The organism is Streptomyces sp. NPDC005803 (assembly GCF_040630435.1).
Classification (GTDB): Bacteria; Actinomycetota; Actinomycetes; order Streptomycetales; family Streptomycetaceae; genus Streptomyces.
In genome coordinates this window covers 23,592-40,707 of sequence record NZ_JBEXXO010000034.1, presented here as the reverse complement: position 1 = coordinate 40,707, position 17,116 = coordinate 23,592, and the positions used below count along the sequence as shown (strand labels likewise).

General features: G+C 67.0%; 19 protein-coding genes and 2 pseudogenes. 10 read left to right on the top strand and 11 right to left on the bottom strand.

Features of this window, described 5'->3' with window-relative positions:
* Positions 1-6: 6 nt before the first annotated feature.
* On the bottom strand, positions 7-507 hold the full coding sequence (locus tag ABZ454_RS34025) for an alcohol dehydrogenase catalytic domain-containing protein (protein ID WP_359543421.1): 501 nt from the start codon (positions 505-507) through the stop codon (positions 7-9).
* A gap of 98 nt (positions 508-605) precedes the next feature.
* Between ABZ454_RS34025 and ABZ454_RS34020 the strand changes: the two genes are divergently transcribed.
* The gene (locus ABZ454_RS34020; protein WP_359543420.1) at positions 606-1,205 is read left to right on the top strand and encodes a TetR/AcrR family transcriptional regulator; all 600 of its coding nucleotides are present in this window, start codon (positions 606-608) and stop codon (positions 1,203-1,205) included.
* 180 nt (positions 1,206-1,385) lie between these two features.
* Here the strand turns inward: ABZ454_RS34020 and ABZ454_RS34015 are convergent, their stop codons facing one another.
* Both ABZ454_RS34015 and ABZ454_RS34010 read right to left on the bottom strand, forming a co-directional pair.
* Positions 1,386-2,573, bottom strand: a complete 1,188-nt coding sequence (locus ABZ454_RS34015) for an IS30 family transposase (protein ID WP_359543419.1) — start codon at positions 2,571-2,573, stop codon at positions 1,386-1,388.
* Between the two features lie 91 nt (positions 2,574-2,664).
* Positions 2,665-3,300: a TetR/AcrR family transcriptional regulator gene (locus tag ABZ454_RS34010; protein ID WP_359543418.1), complete on the bottom strand. Its 636-nt coding sequence runs from the start codon at positions 3,298-3,300 to the stop codon at positions 2,665-2,667.
* 146 nt (positions 3,301-3,446) lie between these two features.
* On the opposite strand from ABZ454_RS34010, the gene ABZ454_RS34005 reads away from it, so the two are divergent.
* The 3 genes and pseudogenes from ABZ454_RS34005 to ABZ454_RS33995 all read left to right on the top strand — a co-directional run.
* On the top strand, positions 3,447-4,205 hold the full coding sequence (locus tag ABZ454_RS34005) for an SDR family oxidoreductase (protein WP_359543417.1): 759 nt from the start codon (positions 3,447-3,449) through the stop codon (positions 4,203-4,205).
* A gap of 301 nt (positions 4,206-4,506) precedes the next feature.
* Positions 4,507-5,067, top strand: a complete 561-nt coding sequence (locus tag ABZ454_RS34000) for an SUKH-4 family immunity protein (protein WP_359543416.1) — start codon at positions 4,507-4,509, stop codon at positions 5,065-5,067.
* A 76-nt stretch (positions 5,068-5,143) separates the two neighbouring features.
* Positions 5,144-5,659 (top strand): annotated as a pseudogene (locus ABZ454_RS33995) (transposase family protein); the annotation flags it as partial.
* 1,299 nt (positions 5,660-6,958) lie between these two features.
* Here the strand turns inward: ABZ454_RS33995 and ABZ454_RS33990 are convergent.
* Complete coding sequence (locus tag ABZ454_RS33990) at positions 6,959-7,354, bottom strand: GNAT family N-acetyltransferase (protein WP_359543415.1); 396 nt, start codon at positions 7,352-7,354, stop codon at positions 6,959-6,961.
* Between the two features lie 210 nt (positions 7,355-7,564).
* On the opposite strand from ABZ454_RS33990, the gene ABZ454_RS33985 reads away from it, so the two are divergent.
* A complete protein-coding gene (locus tag ABZ454_RS33985) occupies positions 7,565-8,176 on the top strand; it encodes a hypothetical protein (protein WP_359543414.1) in 612 nt (203 codons plus the stop codon).
* Positions 8,177-8,518: 342 nt separating this feature from the next.
* Positions 8,519-9,723, top strand: a protein-coding gene (locus ABZ454_RS33980; protein WP_359543413.1) for an IS3 family transposase whose coding sequence is annotated in 2 segments (ribosomal slippage) — positions 8,519-8,810 and positions 8,810-9,723 — 1,206 coding nt in all. Because the reading frame shifts where the segments join, the coding sequence is not laid out codon by codon here.
* Positions 9,724-9,743: 20 nt separating this feature from the next.
* Here ABZ454_RS33980 and ABZ454_RS33975 read toward each other — a convergent pair.
* Positions 9,744-10,175 (bottom strand): hypothetical protein, encoded by a 432-nt coding sequence (locus ABZ454_RS33975; protein WP_359543412.1) that lies wholly within the window; start codon positions 10,173-10,175, stop codon positions 9,744-9,746.
* A gap of 110 nt (positions 10,176-10,285) precedes the next feature.
* Positions 10,286-10,906 carry an AraC family transcriptional regulator gene (locus ABZ454_RS33970; protein WP_359543411.1) on the bottom strand — a complete coding sequence of 207 codons (621 nt, stop codon included), beginning with the start codon at positions 10,904-10,906 and terminating at the stop codon, positions 10,286-10,288.
* A gap of 494 nt (positions 10,907-11,400) precedes the next feature.
* Here ABZ454_RS33970 and ABZ454_RS33965 point away from each other — a divergent pair, with 494 nt between their 5' ends.
* Positions 11,401-12,375 (top strand): chlorophyllase, encoded by a 975-nt coding sequence (locus ABZ454_RS33965; RefSeq protein ID WP_359543452.1) that lies wholly within the window; start codon positions 11,401-11,403, stop codon positions 12,373-12,375.
* Between the two features lie 349 nt (positions 12,376-12,724).
* Here the strand turns inward: ABZ454_RS33965 and ABZ454_RS33960 are convergent, their stop codons facing one another.
* Genes ABZ454_RS33960 through ABZ454_RS33950 form a run of 3 tightly spaced genes read right to left on the bottom strand, consistent with a single transcriptional unit; the run spans position 12,725 to position 15,435 of the window.
* Positions 12,725-13,273, bottom strand: a complete 549-nt coding sequence (locus tag ABZ454_RS33960) for a transposase (RefSeq protein ID WP_359543451.1) — start codon at positions 13,271-13,273, stop codon at positions 12,725-12,727.
* Positions 13,270-13,809, bottom strand: a complete 540-nt coding sequence (locus ABZ454_RS33955; protein ID WP_359543410.1) for a winged helix-turn-helix domain-containing protein — start codon at positions 13,807-13,809, stop codon at positions 13,270-13,272. The genes ABZ454_RS33960 and ABZ454_RS33955 overlap by 4 nt, the downstream gene beginning before the upstream one ends.
* A 60-nt stretch (positions 13,810-13,869) precedes the next feature.
* Positions 13,870-15,435: a serine/threonine-protein kinase gene (locus ABZ454_RS33950; protein WP_359543409.1), complete on the bottom strand. Its 1,566-nt coding sequence runs from the start codon at positions 15,433-15,435 to the stop codon at positions 13,870-13,872.
* 295 nt (positions 15,436-15,730) lie between these two features.
* Here ABZ454_RS33950 and ABZ454_RS33945 point away from each other — a divergent pair, with 295 nt between their 5' ends.
* From ABZ454_RS33945 to ABZ454_RS33935, 3 genes are read left to right on the top strand one after another with little or no spacing between them, the layout of a single operon-like run.
* Positions 15,731-15,988, top strand: coding sequence for a DUF6093 family protein (locus tag ABZ454_RS33945; protein WP_359543408.1), 258 nt, complete (start codon positions 15,731-15,733; stop codon positions 15,986-15,988).
* Positions 15,925-16,164 (top strand): DUF6093 family protein, encoded by a 240-nt coding sequence (locus ABZ454_RS33940; RefSeq protein ID WP_359543450.1) that lies wholly within the window; start codon positions 15,925-15,927, stop codon positions 16,162-16,164. The genes ABZ454_RS33945 and ABZ454_RS33940 overlap by 64 nt, the downstream gene beginning before the upstream one ends.
* Positions 16,097-16,555: a DUF6093 family protein gene (locus ABZ454_RS33935; protein ID WP_359543407.1), complete on the top strand. Its 459-nt coding sequence runs from the start codon at positions 16,097-16,099 to the stop codon at positions 16,553-16,555. Before ABZ454_RS33940 ends, ABZ454_RS33935 begins: the two co-directional genes overlap by 68 nt.
* Here the strand turns inward: ABZ454_RS33935 and ABZ454_RS33930 are convergent.
* Both ABZ454_RS33930 and ABZ454_RS33925 read right to left on the bottom strand, forming a co-directional pair.
* Positions 16,446-16,718: pseudogene (locus ABZ454_RS33930) on the bottom strand (DUF6415 family natural product biosynthesis protein); the annotation flags it as partial. The gene ABZ454_RS33935 and the pseudogene ABZ454_RS33930 sit on opposite strands and share 110 nt — an antisense overlap.
* Before the next feature lie 44 nt (positions 16,719-16,762).
* Complete coding sequence (locus ABZ454_RS33925) at positions 16,763-16,945, bottom strand: hypothetical protein (RefSeq protein ID WP_359543406.1); 183 nt, start codon at positions 16,943-16,945, stop codon at positions 16,763-16,765.
* Positions 16,946-17,116: the final 171 nt, after the last annotated feature.

The following is a 17,116-nucleotide window of genomic DNA, read 5'->3' as shown; positions in this document are numbered from 1 at the left end:
TCTCTTTCAACCGAGCCACGACACCAACCTGCCGATGGACGAGCCGGCGGCGGTCTGAAGAACCGGACCCGTCTGCCCGCGCAGGGCCTTCTCCATCGCGCGATACAGCATGCACAGCGTCAGCGGGTTGACCAGCATCAGGGCTGCAGTCTCGTCACTGACCCCGTCCGGCACCGGCACTACCAGATCGGCGGGGACCACGACGAAGTCGCTCCACGTTCCCGGGGCCGGGAAAACCGCCACCCGCTGACCTGGGCGCAGTGTGCGGATGTCCGCTCCGACGCTCTTGACGACGCCCGTCCCCTCCACTCCGGGAGTCCGGGCCCCCGACTGCTGTTCGGGCTGCCCCGGCAGACCCTCCACACCGATCAGGTCCCCCGGATGGATGGGACGGACCAGCATGCGGACCAGAACCTCTCCGCTGCCGGGAGTCGGCGGGCGGGCCTCCTCCCTCAGCGTCAGTACCTGGGCGGCTTCCCCTTGCCGCGTGTACTCCACGGTGCGCATAGGCGCCTCCACTCACTCTTTGATGATGCTCATCATTAAAAAGAATGATGAGGAGTAACATCGAAAACGTCAAGCACTGCCGACACAGGAGGGCGGCCATGCCGCGGATCACCAGGGAAGACAAGGCCAGGAACCGGCAGAACATCGTCGAGGCGGCCGGGCGCATGTTCCGCTCGAAGGGCGTCGATGCCGTAGGCATCGCCGAACTGATGAAGGAAGCGGGCCTGACCCACGGCGGCTTCTACAACCACTTCGCGTCCAAGGACGATCTGGCCGCCGAGGCGTGCGGCGCCTCATTCAAAGCCTCCCTGGGCTCCCTGGAGCAGCTCCTCGAGGAAGGCGCCGATCTCACCGGCCCACCGCTGAAGCGAGTGGTGGACAACTATCTTTCGGCCGCCCACCGCGATGCCTCGGACGGCGGCTGTCCCTCCGCCTCCCTGGTCATCGACGCCGGACGGCACAGCGACACGATCCAGAGCGTCTACGCGGCCGGCGTAGAGGGGTACCTCACCGGCTTCGCCGAGGAGTTCGCCCGCGAGCACGAAGGGGAGATCACCTCACAGGAGGTGCGGGAGCGCGCGGTGCTGCTGCTCAGCCGACTCGTAGGGGCCATGGCCCTCGCCCGCGCCGTGAGCCACGTCCAGCCCGAACTGTCCGACGAGATTCTGCGGACCTGCCGCGCCCACCCTCTCGGCTGACCGGCTTCGCACCCGCCGGCCCTGCGCCGCCCCGTCCGGCGGCGAGCCGCACGGTCACGGCAGATTGCCAAGACTTCGTTCTCCTGGCACCACCCGAGTTGACGGCGGGCGGATGGATCAAGCTGCCCCGCCCTGCCGGCAAACAATGGCGAGCTCAAGCGGTCAGCGCATCACCGCTGTTCAGAAGGTCAGCGTAGACCTCCGCCGGAGTGCGATATCCGTGGGTCTTGCGCGGACGGTGGTTGAGCTCGTGGGCAATGGCGTCCAGGTCGGCCTGGCTGAACGTACGGAGGTCGCGCCCTTGGGGAGGTACTGCCGGAGCAGCCGGTTGGTGTTCTCGTTGGTACCGCGTCGCCACGGGCTCCGCGGCTTGCAGAGGTAGATCGGCATGCCGGTCTCGGCGGTGATGGCCTGGTGCTCGGCAATCTCCCGGCCCCGGTCCCAGGTGAGCGTCCGTCGTAGCTGGGGCGGGATGCCGAGGAGACTCCTGGTGAGGTGCGGGGTGACCTGCTCTGCCTTGATACCTTCCGGCAGCGCGACGACGGCCGTGTAGCGGCTGGTGCGCTCGACCAGCGTGGCCACGGCCGAGGGCCGGGTGCCCATCACGAGGTCACCCTCCCAGTGGCCGGGGACTTTGCGGTCCTCGACCTCGGCGGGGCGGGCGGTGATGGGCACTAGGCTGCGGATGATGCCCCGCCCGGTGGGCCGGCGGGCGAGCTTCGGGCGGCGGATCGGCCTGCCTGACCGCAGCCCCTGGGTGAGGCTGCGGTCGATCGCCTGGCGCTGGCGAGGGTCGTAGAGCGAGAGGTAGATCGCTTCGTGCGAGATCTGCATGGCGGCCTCTGCAGGGAACTGCCGTCGCAGCCATCCCGCAATCTGCTCGGGTGACCAGCACAGAGCCAGCTTGGCCTCCACCAAGGCGCGAAGAACGGGCCGTTGGGCGAGCTTGGCCTGCTTGGGACGACGCCCGCGCTCGTCGGCGGCTGCATCGGCCGAGGCAGCTCGGTAGCGTTCTCGGCCGCCGTTGCGGGCGATCTCGCGGGAGATGGTCGAAGGAGATCGGCCCAGCCGTTTGGCCAGCTGCCGGGCCGATTCCCCCGCAGCGCCACCGCGGGATATCTCCTCGCGCTCGCTGCCGCTCAGATGCCGCTCTGACCGCATCTGCGGGGTGAGGCGGACGCCGCCGCTCTGGTACAGGAAGCGGCGGGCGCTCTGCATCGGCGCCCCGAGCGCCCGCCCGATCAGGCTGAACGACTGCCCCTCACGCCAGCGTCTCCATATCACGTCCTGCTGAGCTGACGAAAACCCGTAGTCACGCACCTGCGCCTCCACGATCACATGATCATCCGTGAGTGGTGCGTTGATCACTTGAGGGTGCCATCGTTTGCCGACAGGTATCGCGGGTGAAGGCGCCGTGATCCTTGGCATTGCGCGGCAGTGTGGAAATTCCGGCTTCGGGTCAGGCCGACGGGTTGGGGGTGTATCTGGCGAGCATGGTCTGGACGGCCTCTTCGACGGCGTTGTGGATGTCGGAGGCTGCGGGGTTCCAGCCAGTCAGAAGCATGCGGGGCCACAGGACGTAGTTAGCGATCATGCCGAGGAACTGGTTCGCGGCGCTCTCAGTGTCGGGCACATCGGCGTTGCCCGCCTCACGCTCGGATTCCAAGTAGTGCTGGACGGAGGCGAAGTAGGGCAGTTTGCCGAGCTGGAACTGCATCCGTCCCAGCTCGGGGAAACGAGGCAGTTCGGCGATGACGATCCGGAACAGGCCTGTCATGCGGGGCTGGCCGATCAGGTCGGCGTACCGGTGGCCGATGACTGTCAGCCCGGAGCGCAGATCTCCCGCCTGTGGCCGCGCGGCGGTATCGCCGGCGTCGCGCTGCCAGGACTCGGTGACGATGGCCTCGAAGAGGGCCGCCTTGGTGGGGAACTGCTTGAACAGGGTGGACTTCGAGACCCCGGCCGCTTCGGCGATCCGTGCGAGGGAGGTGCCGTCGTAGCCACGGCCCAAGAACAGTTCTGTGGCCGCGGAGGTGATCGCCTCGCGCTTCTGCTGGGCGAGCCTGCGGTGATGCGCGGTGAGTTCTGCTGCCATGCGGAGAGTATGCCGCAGCCCCGAGGCGAGTCACTTGACTCGCCTCGGGGGCCCGCTTACGGTGCAGCAGTAAGGCGAGTCGAGTGACTCGCATCTGAGCTGTGGCACCTGGGCACATCCTGGTTCTCGCACGGTGGAGGAAGTTCATGACAGTCGACAAGATCGCTTTGGTGACCGGTGCGAATCGCGGCCTCGGGCGCAGCGCGGCCATCGCCCTGGCCACACGCGGGGTGCGGGTCGTGGTCACCCACCGCGGTGATGCGGCCGGGGCTGAGAAGACGGTGGAACAGGTGCAGGCCGGGGGTGGGACAGCCGCTGCTCTCCGGCTCGACATCAGCGACGTCTCCTCCTTCGGGTCCTTCACCTCCGAACTGGGCGCGCAGCTGGAGCGCTGGGGTACTTCGCGGCTCGACATCCTGGTCAACAACGCGGGAGTGGGAGTCTTCGGGCCGCTGGAGACTGTCACGATCGACGACTTCGACACGGTGATGGGCACCAACGTCCGGGGCACGTTCTTCCTCATCCAGTCGCTCGTGCCGCTGCTGGCCCAGGGCGGCCAGGTCATTAACGTCTCGACGTCACTGACCCGCCACACCGGCCCCGCCACCTCGGTCTACTCCGCCTCGAAGGCCGCCGTCGAAGCTCTGAGCCGCACCCTCGCCGCGGAACTCGGACCTCGCGGCATCCGGGTCAACTCCATCGCCCCGGGGCCGACCGCCACCGACTTCAACGGCGGAGCGATGCGGGACGACGCCGGAATGCGCCAGGTCCTGGCCGGACAGACCGCGCTCGGCCGCGTCGGCGAACCTGAGGAGATCGGCGACGCCATTGCCACGCTGGCCTCCGAGGGACTGCGCTGGGTCACCGCCCAGCGCATCGAGGTCTCCGGCGGCGCCCTCCTGTGACGCCGGGCGACGGCCGGTAGGGAAGCAGGCAGTGACGGCCCCAACTCACTCCGAGCCGACCGACTCGTCCTCATCCTCGTCCAGCTCGGGCGCGTTCGGGTCGCGCAGTGGGCGCAGGGCGCCTGCGGCTGCGGCCTTGTCGCCGCGCGCCACCGCCCGCCACATCCGGGAATCCAGCCGATGATATTCAGGATGATGCCGCCTCTGCCTTCCTAAGGGCTGTCCCGCAAATGCGGCCATGCTCTGACCTGAGGCCGGCTCGATAGGGTCAGGAGCACAGCCGACGGAAGAGGACCGCTCGATGGCGACGTACGACCAGCTGACCGAGTGGACCGGTCTGGGGCATGTCACGCGAGCCGGACGGGACGTGGTCGCCGACTGGTGGATCCCGGACTCAGCGAAGGCGCAGCTTGTCGAGGTGGGCATCCCGGTAGCTCCGCGCCTCATTGAACGAGTCGTGATGCAGAGCGAGGCTGAGCCGACCTTGCTCACGTCCCGGGGTCCGCTCTACCGTCTCACCGAGCAGGCGGACCCTGATGAGCCGGCCGAGCGGTCATCGTTCGGCGTCGAGCCGGAGACCGGGGCGGTCTACTTCGTCATGCCGGACGGGGAGGCATGGTTCGCGAACTCAGATGTCGGCGTGTGGCTCGACGTCCTTCACCGCTACGGCAGCCGCGTCACAGCCTTTGAGCTTCTCAGCGAGCCTGACGGTCCCGAGGAGTACTTCTCTGAGGAGGAGGAAGAGCAGGCTTTCGCCGAGCTGAACCGGCTGGCCGAGGAGCTGAAGGAGCTCGACCCCGCGGCCTTCAACGGCTACGCGGGGTTTCTCTGGCCAGGGCTCCTGGACCGCTGGCTCTACTGACCTCGGCAGGCAGGTCCAGGGCCCGTAGGTCTGGACCGTGCAGGGATGCCAGGCCCTTGGCTGAGATGATCTTCATGTGGGGGCTGTGATCACGGCGTCGGAGCCGTCATGGATAGCGCCGTACTCCGGGCTGAGCCCGAAGCAGTTCGGGAAACTGATCACCATGCTGCGGCGCGAAGGCCCGCCCCTCGTTCGCAGGGGCCGTCCGTGGAGTCTGCCGCTGGAGGACCGGGTGTTGCTGGTTGCCGCGTACTGGCGAACGAACCTGACCTTGCGGCAGCTGGCTCCCTTGTTCGGGATCTCGAAGTCAGCCGCGGGCCGGATCGTGAGCCAGCTCGGGCCCCTGCTCGCGCTGCGGCTGCGGAGCCGTTTCCGTAGAGACACGGTGCTGATCGTGGACGGCACCCTGGTGCCGACACGGGACCACAGTGTGGCGGAGCAGTCCAAGAACTACCGCTATTCCACCAACCACCAGATCGTCATCGATGCCGACTCACGCCTTGTCGTCTCCGTCGGACGGCCCGTGCCCGGAAACCGCAACGACTGCAAGGCGTGGGAACTGTCCGGAGCCAAGAGGTCGGTCGGCAACACCACCGTGTCCAGTCCAGCAGACGGGCGGTGAAGTCCTCGAAGCCCAGCAGCACTTCGTCCTTCGGACGGGAAGCACGCTTCCCGCCAGGAACATGCTCTCCACCGCCCGATTCAGGCCCTCCACCGTGCCCTTGAGGTGCGGGGTGTAGGCGGGCAGGACCTCCACAGTGACCTCGAGGAGATCGAACGCTGCGGTCACCGTCCGGGACAGGAAATCCTTGCCTCGGTCGACGCGTACCTTCTCGGGCAGGCCGCCGAAGGGTCCGTAGGGGTCCTCCCGCAGGACCGCGGAGCGCAGCGCGGCCAGCACCGACTCCCGGGAGGGATGTACCGGGGTGACGGCGACGCCGGTGATCGCGTTGGTGGCACAGTCGGTGAACCATGTGATCCACGGCCTGCGGGCCCTGCCGTCGACGTCGACCAGGACTGGGGCCTGCATATGGTCGGTCTCCCACACGTGGTTGCGCCAGCCCCGCGGCCGAGCCAGGAACACATCGTGTTTCCGGGCCGCCCGCTCCCCTCCCGCGAGCCCGGCCCGCTCCCCCGGCGTCAGGTCCCGGCGGATCGCCCGGTGCAGCGTCGGGATCGAGGGAGGCGGATCCCCCTCGCCCCTGGCCGCGCGAGCGGCCAGCTCACGATGAACCGCCGCGACGTTGCCCTTCCATAAGGCCAGCAGAGCCCGGACCTCATCAGTAACCGTGAACCGCCCGGGATACGCGGCCCGCTCCCCCGGTGCCCGAGCCTCAGCCTCGTCCCGCTCCGCGGCCGCCAGCCACCGCCACACCGCACGCTCCCGCACCCCCAGCACGTCCGCCGCCGACCTCACCCGCGTGGTGGTGAGCTTCCCCTCCCGACGCAGGGCCAGCAGACGGCGCACCGCCGGTCCCCGCAACGCCCGAACCCACGCAGCCGGCAAAGCCCCACTCGAACCACCACCCGTCCCTTCCAGGGTGGGGTCCTGCTCTCCCTGATGCACACTCCCGAGCACACCAACACCGATCGGCCAGCGGATCAGAACTCACGAAACTGAGACAGCATCACCCCTCCCGCGATAACGCTCCACCACAGCGATGCTCTGCAGATCTCTCACCTCCAGAACAGTGACCCCGTAGCCCCAAAACAACCCACTACCAGCACCAACATCCCCAAGCCACGCTGTCTTTCACCCCCACTGTCACAAAACCGAGAGATCGCACCTACCGCCTCGCCAGCACCCGGGCCCGAGCCGAAGAGCACATCGCCAGCTGAAGATCTTCCCTCCCGGTCTCCGGACACATCCCCAGGGCCGGGAGGCCCAAGGTCACAAGGCGATCAGCCCTGCCGCCGTCTTTTTAAAGCCGCAGGCATCGAAGTAGAACGATCGCAAGTGCTCTTCGAAGTCGACATGCAGCCACTCACACCCTGCAGCACGGCATCCCTCAGCAGCCGCCTTGACCAGCGCGGCTCCCACCCCGTTCGAACGATTGCGCTGAGCTACGACGGTGTCCAGGACGAACGCATGGACGCCGCCGTCCCAGGCGACGTTAACGAAGCCGACCAAACGATCATCCTCCCAGGCGCAGACCCAGCCGAGGCTGTGACGTTGAAGCCTTGCACGCCAGTCCGTCTGCCCGACCGGATGATCGAACCCTTCGGCATGCAGCTTGTTGAGAGCTGAGTTGTCGACGTCGCCTCGCCACTCATACGTGATCGTCATGATCCGAACCTAGCGACCACACGGAGTCGGACTGCAGGGCGGGCCGACTCACCTACTCCCGGCTGCCGTCAAAACTGCGGTTGCGGCTCAGTTTCCGTGATTGATGACAGTGCGTCACGACGTTCGGACGAGTAGGAGCCTGGAGCTTGGCGGTGGTGGGTGCCATGATCGGCTGTGGCTGACTGAAAAGCGCCGAGATGGGGAGGGTGAGTGGAGAGGTTCACAGTCGAGCCGCTGCGGGTGGTCGACTTCGTGGAGCATGTGCGGCGCCGCCCGAAGATGTACTTTCTGGTTGAGCAGGGCAGCCCCGAGCTGCCCACCGAGGTACTTCGGGCGGTGGCCTGGGATGCGCTGCACCGTCGCGATGGCAGGCATGGACAGATCAGTGTCGAGATCGGATCTGATCTCGGCTTCACTGTGGAGAGCGATCAGCGCCCCAGCTCCGATGAACGTGAGCGGCTTCTTCCGGCATTCTTCGGTTCCCTGCTCGACATGTTCGACATGCAGCGTTGGGCTCCCTCCGCAGCTGCCGCACTCAGCGTGAGTACGGTCATCGAGGTTTGGCTGGATGGCCACGGCTACCGCCAGGAGCTGGCCGGGATGGATCCGACCGGCTCCCAGGAGGAGTTTTCAGTATCTAAGCCGTTCGGGACCCGGGTCACGTTCCACCTTGATCCTTCTTTCTGCGGTCCGCACGAGGCCATCGCCTGGGCACTGCGGTCCGAAGAACTACACGGGGAGGCATGCACGGAGCACCCTTCACCCCCGACGTTCCCGATTCACGATCTCCGCTCGGAGGCTGAGAAGTCAGTCAGCGAGTAGGACTCGTTTTCGCAGGAGGTCGAAGCCGGCGCGGCCGAACATCTGGCGCTTGAAGGGCAACTTCCCCAGGGCTCATTCGCTCGATCACCATCACTGAGCGTGCATGCTCCACGGAAAGTGAGCCAGAACCAAAACTGCTGAACAACGAACGCGCCGAAGTCGGTAAGTGCTGCTCAAACTCGGTTCTGGCACAGATCTTGGGGAGCCATCGCGGAGGGTGAGGGCGTTGTTCGATTGCGAAGAGCCAAGCCCCGGTGGCTGGGCATAGTGGCTCACGGGCCTTGACCCCGGATGTTGGACACACGAGACACTGGATCCTGAGGATCTGAGAACGGACATCTCGTGGTCATGAAGAACTACCCGCCGGAGTTCAAGGCGGACGCGGTCGCGCTGTACGAGTCGCGGCCCGAAGCGACGATCAGGTCGGTCGCCGCCGATCTGGGGATCAACCCGGAGACCCTGCGGAACTGGGTGAGGGCAGCCGGAGCGAGCCGTCCCCGGGGCCGGCGGATGCAGGAACCGGCCCAGCCGCCGGCCCCGCTGGAGGCTGAGAACGCGGCCCTGCGGAAGAAGGTCCGCGAGCTCGAGGAGGAACGCGAGATCCTGCGGAAGGCCGCCAAGTATTTCGCCGGGGAGACGCGCTGGTGAACCGCTTCCAGTTCGTCGCCGACCACCAGCGCCGCTACGGCGTGAAGCGGCTCTGCAGCATCCTCGGCGTCGCCCGCTCGAGCTTCTACTACTGGCACCGGACCGCTGTGGACCGGGCCGCCCGGCAGGCGGCCGACACCAAGCTGGCTGCCCGAATACGGGCCGTGCATCAGGAATCGGACGGCACCTACGGAGCCCCGAGGATCACCGCCGAGCTTCGCGAGACGAGCGGAGAGGCGCTCAACCACAAGCGCGTCGCCCGGATCATGCGGACGTTCGGGATCGAAGGGGTCCGGTTGCGCCGCCGGCACCGAACCACCGTCCCCGACCCGGCCGCGGCCAAGGCGCCCGACCTCATCGGCCGAGATTTCACCGCCCAGGCGCCGAACATGAAGTACGTCGGTGACATCACTTACCTGCCCATCGACGGCGGGAAGTTCTGCTATCTGGCGACCGTGATCGACATCGCATCGCAACGTCTGGCCGGATGGGCGATCGCCGACCACATGCGCGCGGATCTCGTCACCGGCGCCCTGGCCGCGGCTGTCCGGACCCGCGGCAGCCTCGCCGGATCGATCACGCACACCGATCACGGAGCCCAGTACACGAGCAGGATTTTCGCCGAAGCCTGCAAGTCAGCAGGGGTCCGGCGAAGCATGAGCGCGGTCGGTTCCAGCGCGGACAACGCACTCGCCGAGTCCTTCAACGCGACCTTCAAACGCGAGACCCTACAAGGGCGAAAGAGCTGGCCAACCAAGCACGAGGCCCGACTCGACGCGTTCCGATGGCTCCACCGCTACAACACCCGACGCCGACACTCACGCCTCGGACAACAATCACCGATCGCCTTCGAGAACGCCCTCCAACACACACCAACTACGCTGGCTCAAGCCGCATAACCCGTGTCCAGGAATCGGGGTCAAGGCCCGGCTTTCGCCTTCGACCGGACCCCTTCGATCTTCGCCGGAACCGGTTCGAGGTCCAGCGCGTTGGCGAGTTGCCGGCAGATCGCCGGCCCTTCACCGGACCGCTCACGCTCGGCCAGGACGTGCATGATCCGCTGATAGTCCGGCGACAGCACCGTCACATCTAGCCCCTCCCGCCGCACCGGAACCACCGAATGGGGCACCGCCCCGGACGCCGCCGGTTCCGACTCGATCGGACGGGCATCCCCGGAAACCTCCACGTCCTTGGCCTCGCGGGACTCCGACGACACCTGACTTACCGTCTCCTTCGCGATCACCAGGCGATCTCGCGCGACTTCCGCCTCCTCCAGCTCGCCCCGCAGCGACTCCACCCGCTGCCGGGCAGCGACCTCCCGATCCTCAATCAACCCGAGCACAGACGGCATCCGGCACCTATACCGAAGAGAAAACACGACGTGTCATCTCTACTGCAGGAGAGACCACTTCACGCCTGACCAGCGGAAACCTAGCTACCACAGGCGAAAGACAACAGCTTCTAACGCACGCTCCTGGCATAGCCGCCTGCGCTCATGCCGAACTCCCGCCGGAAGTGCCGATTGAGCTGGCTCTGGTCACAGTAACCAAGCTCGGCGGCGGTCTCTGCCACCGATCGTCCCGCTGCCAGCATGGACTTGGCGCGTGCCAAGCGCAACAGGGTCCGGTAATGGTGCGGTGGAACCCCGTAAGCCTGCCGGAAACTCCTGATCAAATGGCCTTTACTGCAACCGGCGACGGCCGCGAGGTCGTCGAGCTTGATGTTGGAGTTCAGTTGGCTGTGGAGCATCTCCCGTACTTGACGAAGCGCTCGAGGACGAAGTGTCGGACTCGCTGCGCCGGGAGCATCCGCATGCCTGGCGAGCAAGACGGTCAGCAAGCGGATCAGCGACGACTCGAGATCCAACTCGTCCTCGCCGTGCGCCAAACCCCTGTGCAGCGCAGCCATGCCGTTGAAGAGGCTGCGGTCTGGATAGGTCACCTCATGAAAGCGCGGCCGGCCTGTGCCGACTGGCATGAGATCGGCGTCAATGAACATCAGTTGCACAATGGCCTGGCCGTCAGCGGCGGCTTTGTCCTGATCGAGGCAGCTCACGACCTCATGGGGCTCGATCACCGTCACCGCGCCTGGAACAGGGGGACCCTGGGTTCGCCCGAGGTACTGAAAAGGGGGTGCAGAGCCGCCATGCGTGATCTTGACAGTGTACCCACCGTTCACAACGGTCGGGAAGACACCATCGGCAGCGCGCACAACCAGGCTCTCGACTCCGAACCGCGCTCTTCTGTGACACCCATCGCTTGCGGACTCAGTCATGTCACTTTCGCCCTAGTCCGGTTTGTTCGGTTGATCTTACAGTTCCCGGCAAGACAAGTGCATCCGTCGAGCCAGGGAGGCATGACAGTCGATGGTTGAGCCAGTCGCCCTGCCCCTGGCGGCAGACCGCAGGACCAACACCTGACGAGATCTGTGCACCGCTGCGGAGATCACCGTCCACACCGATCCAGGTGCCGGGCGGCCGTTCCTGGCCCATCAGGCTCGCGGCCACGACCGCCAGTTCCATGCCTACCGCCAGTTACGACAGGCGCTATGTCAACACCGACCTCGAGAGGGCTCCGATGAGCAAGCCGTACAGCGACGCCGCCAACATCCCGGTCAACGCGTCGCAACCCGTCCTCACCTACCACCCGGTCACCCTCGACGTTCCCGGCCGGCCCGTGCCGCTGGAGGTCAAGGTGTCGATCCCCGCGACCGGCACCGACCTGCCGCTCATCCTCCTGTCCCACGGGCACGGGCTGGCGAACTTCCTGTCCTCCTACAACGGCTACGGGCCGCTGGCGAACTTCTTCGCCGCCCACGGGTTCGCGGTCATCCAGCCGACCCACCTGGACTCGACGGCCCTCGGTCTGCGCGACACCGACCTCAAGGACGCGCCCCTGTTCTGGCGTGACCGCGCCACCGACATGCACAACATCCTCGACCGCCTCGACGACATCGAGGCCGCCGTCCCTGGTCTTGCCGAACGGCGGATCGACAGGGACCGTGTCGGTGCCGTAGGACACTCCCTGGGCGGCAACACCGTCTCCCTCCTCCTCGGAGCCCAGATGCTGGACCCGGACGACGACCGGCCCAAGGACCTCTCCGACTCCCGTGTCAAAGCGGGAGTGCTCATCGGAGCTCCAGGCATCGGCAACGACGAGCACTTCGCCGAGTGGGCCAAGACGAACTACCCGGTGCTGTATTACACCGACTTCGAGCAGATGACAGGCACCAGCCTGATCATCGTGGGCGATCAGGACCTCAACCCCAACTTCTCCAATCGGCTCAGCTACCGTGCTGACGCTTACTCGGCCAGCCCCGGCGGCAACAAAACCATGGTGACCATGTACGGCGCTGGTCACATCTTCGGTGGCATATCCGGATACGACGCGGCAGAGACGGACGACGAAAATCCCGAGCGCGTGGCGACTCTGCGGGTTCTCGTGTGGGCCTACTTGCGCAGCCAGCTCTACTCGGCCGACCCGTCCTGGAAGAACGCGGTGAACGCCCTGGAGAACGGTGAAGACCCGATGGCCAAGGTCGAAACGAGGTAGTTCCGCGAGGTGGGCGGCAGTGCGACGGCCGTCACCGATCCGGCCCTCCGGCGACGCCTGGTCGAGGCAGCCCGCGCCGCCGGGATGCCCGTGCGGGTCAACGACTACCACCGCGGCGGCGTCCAGGACCAGCCCGTCGTCGCCACCACGGCGGACGGCGAGCCCTTCACAGCATTCGGCGGCCGCATCGGCCGCGCGGACATGCGCATCCGTGGCGGGGGCTCGGCCGCCAGCTCTGCTCCCGGGCCGCCCGCGGCATATACGTCTCGGTCGTCGCGCCGGAGTACGGGCCCGCCGGCGAACGGCTCTGCGACACGCTCGCGCTGCTGACCGAGGCCCCGCAGGCCTGTTACTGAGGTTGTAGGCGTGGTGTCGTCAGTGTGAGGCCGGTCCCGGTGAGACATCCGTCGATGATGTCGCTGCGGTAGTGGATCTGGCGGAGGCCGTGCCGTAGCCGGCGGATGAGGTGGTCGGGGTCGGTGAAGGCGGTGTTGGCCTGGGTGGTCCGACGGAGTACTGACCAGATGCCTTCGACGGGGTTGAGGTCGGGTGCGTAAGGCGGCAGGTGGTAGGCGGTGATCCAGTCCTGTGCGTCGATGAAGGCCCGCATGCGGCGGTCTTTGTGGTCGTTCAGGTTGTCCCATATGAGGATGATGGGTCCGTCGAGCTGCTGGTGGGCGGCGATGAGGAGGTCGCGGTACTCGGTCCAGGCGGAGCTCTTGCGGCCGCCGCTCTTGTGGTCGGTATGCCGTTTGGGCCGGTAGATCAGGCGGGAGCGTTCGCCGGGCTGGTAGCAGCACAGGGCTGCGACGGAGAAGCGGCGCTGGGAACGGCCCCGGACGCGGATGACCGGGGTGGATCCGCGTCTGCCCCACGTGCGTGAGGTCGGCGGCGTCATCGAGAATCCGGCCTCGTCTTCGAAGACGATCCAGGCCCCGAGCGCCGCCGCGGTGGTTCCAGGTGCGGCCACACCTCCTTCACCCAGCCGGCGACGGCTGCCTCGTCGCGCTCGACGGCACGACGGGCCGGAACCTGATGGCTCCAGCCACGGCGCCGCAGCATCTGGGAGATCCCCGACAGCGTCATGGACTTGTGGAACCGTCGGCCGATCAGCGTCTTGATCCGGGCGAGCGTCCACCGCTGGTCCGGCCAGCCGTGAGCGACCGGTCCCTTGGCCAACTCCTCCTCGAGCACCGCGAACAGTCGGTCATTCAGCTTCGGACGGGACACCGGGCCGCGGGAACGGACCGCGTCCTGGCCGGCCTCCCGCCAGGACCGCCGCCACCGCTGAACCGACCGGACGCTGACCCGTAACTCCTTCGCGATCTCCGTACTGCCACGTCCGTCGGCGAACATGGCGACCGCTTCCATCCGGACCCGCTCGCGAAACGCTTGCCTCTCCGCGGTCAGACCCCCACCCTGCGGATACCTCACACCTCCGGCATACCGCGACGAACACCAACCATCAGCCCCTACGACAAGACGACTCCAAGGTCAGTAACTGGGGCGCGGCGGCACGCCTGCCCAGGCTTCGTCCTCCCACTTGCCCTGCCCGTATCGGGCAAGGGCTTCCGTCAACAGGGTCCGTTGCCAGTCCGTCATAGGGCCGAAGACACAGATGGGAACCCACCCGTTACGCACAAGGGCCTTCTCGCCGAACCGGTATGGCCAGCCAGCGGGCCGGTAGGCGGACGGATTGGCGCCCTTCCTGAACTTGATGTGGAGTCCGGCGGCACACCGGACATCGTTGTTGACGGCCTCTTCAATGGTGAGGGTCTTTATCTTGCTCCACTTGTATTCGCGCATGTCGAGGCCGTTCGTGGTTCTGATGCCCAGGGGACCCACCTGCACGGACCAGGCGGATCTGTCATGCGAGAGGGGGAGAAAGATGAGGAGCCACAGCAGAAGCAGCAGGGGCAAGCTTCCGACGACGAGGAGGACCTGAGCCGCGAGGGCCCAGCCGGACGCGTCGTCCTGACTCAATGCGGCAGGGCTCATCGCGAGCGAGACGAGCAAGCCAGCTAGCGTCACGGCCACCGGAACGCCGGCCCCGACGAGCCAGCGGCGCTCCCAGGATGTGGTGTACGCGGACAGACGTTCCCTTCCCGTCCACGAGATGGCGAACAGGCCCTCCGCATGAGAGGGGCGCGGGTGGCGAGATGGTTGCTGGGTTTGCTCCAGTGGGAGTGTGCGTGCTGGGGGCGGCTGCACGGCCGTGTTCTGGTCGAGTTGCCTCAACTCCTGAGCGAGGCTGGCGGCGTCTGGGTGCCGCATGCCGGGGTCTTTGCTCAGGAGAGCGAGTACGAGGTTGTCCCAGGCGGGCGGGATGTGCGTGGAGAGAGAGCTGGGGCGGGGTGGGTCCTGGGTGAGGTGCGCTGATAGGTAGCCCACGGTGTCGTCGGCCAGGAACGGCAGTCGGCCAGTGATCAGTTCAAAGAGAACGCAGCCGAGGGCGTACAGATCGCTGTGTGGTTCCGGGTGCCCGCGTGCTTGCTCGGGCGCCATGTAAGGGGGTGTGCCCACGATGAAGCCGGACCGGGTGAGTCGGTCCGCGGTCGCGTTGTGGTCGGCAGCCCTTGCGATACCGAAGTCGAGGACTTTGACCGTGCCGGAGGGCGTGATGAGAATGTTCGATGGCTTGATGTCCCGGTGGGTGATGCCGACAGCGTGAGCCTCACCAAGTGCGTCGCAGATCTGTGCGCCCCAGCGTGCCGCGTACGGCAGGGTGACGGCGCCTCGGTGCAACAGTGAGTCGAGGCCCTCGCCCCGGACCAGCTCCATGACCAGGAACGGGACACGAGCGTTCTCCGTGCCGGTCTCACCGAGGTCGTGGATAGTGACGATGTTGGGATGCTGCAGGCGGGCGGTGATCTGCGCCTCGCGCAGAAACCGGGCGCGTGCTTGGGTTCCCTGGCTTCCCCCGCCGGCGAGCAGCGAGATCAGCTTGATGGCGACGTATCGGCCCAGCAGTTCATCCTCTGCCTCCCAGACTTGCCCCATGCCTCCCTCGCCTAGTTGCCGCAGCAACCGGTAGCGACCTTCGAGAAGTTGGTCCTGCACTGCCTGTCTCCCCCGTTTCGACCGGTCCCGCCTCCCGCCGAACTAGCCGGCGCTCCTCACCACATGGCCCAATGTTCCTATGGCGCCGTCACCGAGTCGAGCCGTTGCCTGAGTTAGCGCCGACTGACCAGGCTGCCCACATTCTTCACCAGGTCAAAATGACCGGCGGCGCCACCTGACCGGCGTCGGCCCCGCATGACCGCCGCCCAGGTGCCAGTAGCTGACCACTCCCAGGATCGTTGCGCTGAGGCAGAGGCTGGGAGAGTTGTCCGCGCGCCGTCCTACGCTCGAACGGATGAGCACTCCTCCGCCCTCTGAGGGGCTTTCGCTTGTCGCCGTCGCCCCCATCGTCGAGACGCGCATCCTTGTGGACACTGTCGAGATCTTCCGCCCTGGGGAGCCGGTTCTTGACCCGGACTCCGGCGAGTACCACCCCGGCCCGGACCAGATCATCTACACCGGGTCCGGTGCGATCTTCGCGTCCCTGGCCTGGTCCTGTCCCTGGAAGGGCAGGCATACGCTGATGACACCCGGAACCGCTACCGGCTGCTGACGCCGCTGGACGTCCCGCTCGCATCGCGTGAGGACCACGTGCGTGTCACCGTCGCCACGCAGGATCCGGGCCTGATGAACAGGGTGTGGCGGGTCCTGGACATCTCCGATGCCAACTCGCTCGCGGTGGTCCGCACTACGTGGTTGGACGAGTCCACGCAGACCACCGGGGCGTGAGCCGGTGCCGCTGGATCTTTCGCAGGCCAGGGCCGAACTGGAGGCGCAGCTGACCGACACTGTGCGGATCTCCCGCACAGCCGGTCAGCCCGCTCTGGCCCCGGTGACCGGGGAGCCCGGCCAGACTCCGACCACCGTGGTGTACGACGGCCCGGGTGCGGTGTTGTCCACGCACGGGCAGATCGTCCTGGGCCAGGTCCTCGGCCAGGACTGGCTGTCCGAGGGCTCGGCCTGGTACCAGCTCGTGACGCCCGTGACGGCGCCGATCGCGTTGGCAGGTCTTCTGCCTCGCGCAGGACGACGTCGGCGAGCGCTTTGGGTCCGCTGTCCTTGGGTAACTGGTCGGCGCGGCGGCGGACGTCGGCGGCGAGCGCGCGGGCGTGGCCGGTGAGCTGGAGGGCGATCTGCTCGTAGTCGCGGGTCGTGAGCGTGTCCTGGCCGGTCCACGCAAGGACGGCCTTGACGAGGCACTCGTACGGCTCGCGATCCAGCGGAAGCTCCGCCTCGATCAGCCCGTCGGGGTCGTACAGGACCGTGTGGGAGCTGGTGTGCATGGCGGGCCTCGCTGCCGGGAGCGTCGTGTGCGGGTGGCCGGCGGTCACCGCTGGGTGTCCTCGCCGCCGTCGGCTTGGTCGTCCTGGTCCTCGCCGTGCTGACCGAGGAACCGGGCAAGGCCGCGGTCCGCGCGGGCCAGCAAAGCCGGGGAGGGAACGCCGTAGGCGGGCGGCTGGAGGCCGCGGCCCTCCGGGGCCGGGGCGGTGCTGTCCGGGTGTGTGCGCATGGAGCCCCGCCTCTCCGCTGGTGGTGGCGGTGTCCAAGAACCGACCGATTAAGCCCCCGCAGTCCTATGGAATCGGGGGTAGCCAAGCGGAGGGCAGGATGGCCTCTGCAGGAGCAGGTGTGCCGACGGCAGCCAGAAGCCCCCTGAGGAGCCGGACCGGACGCGTCGGAG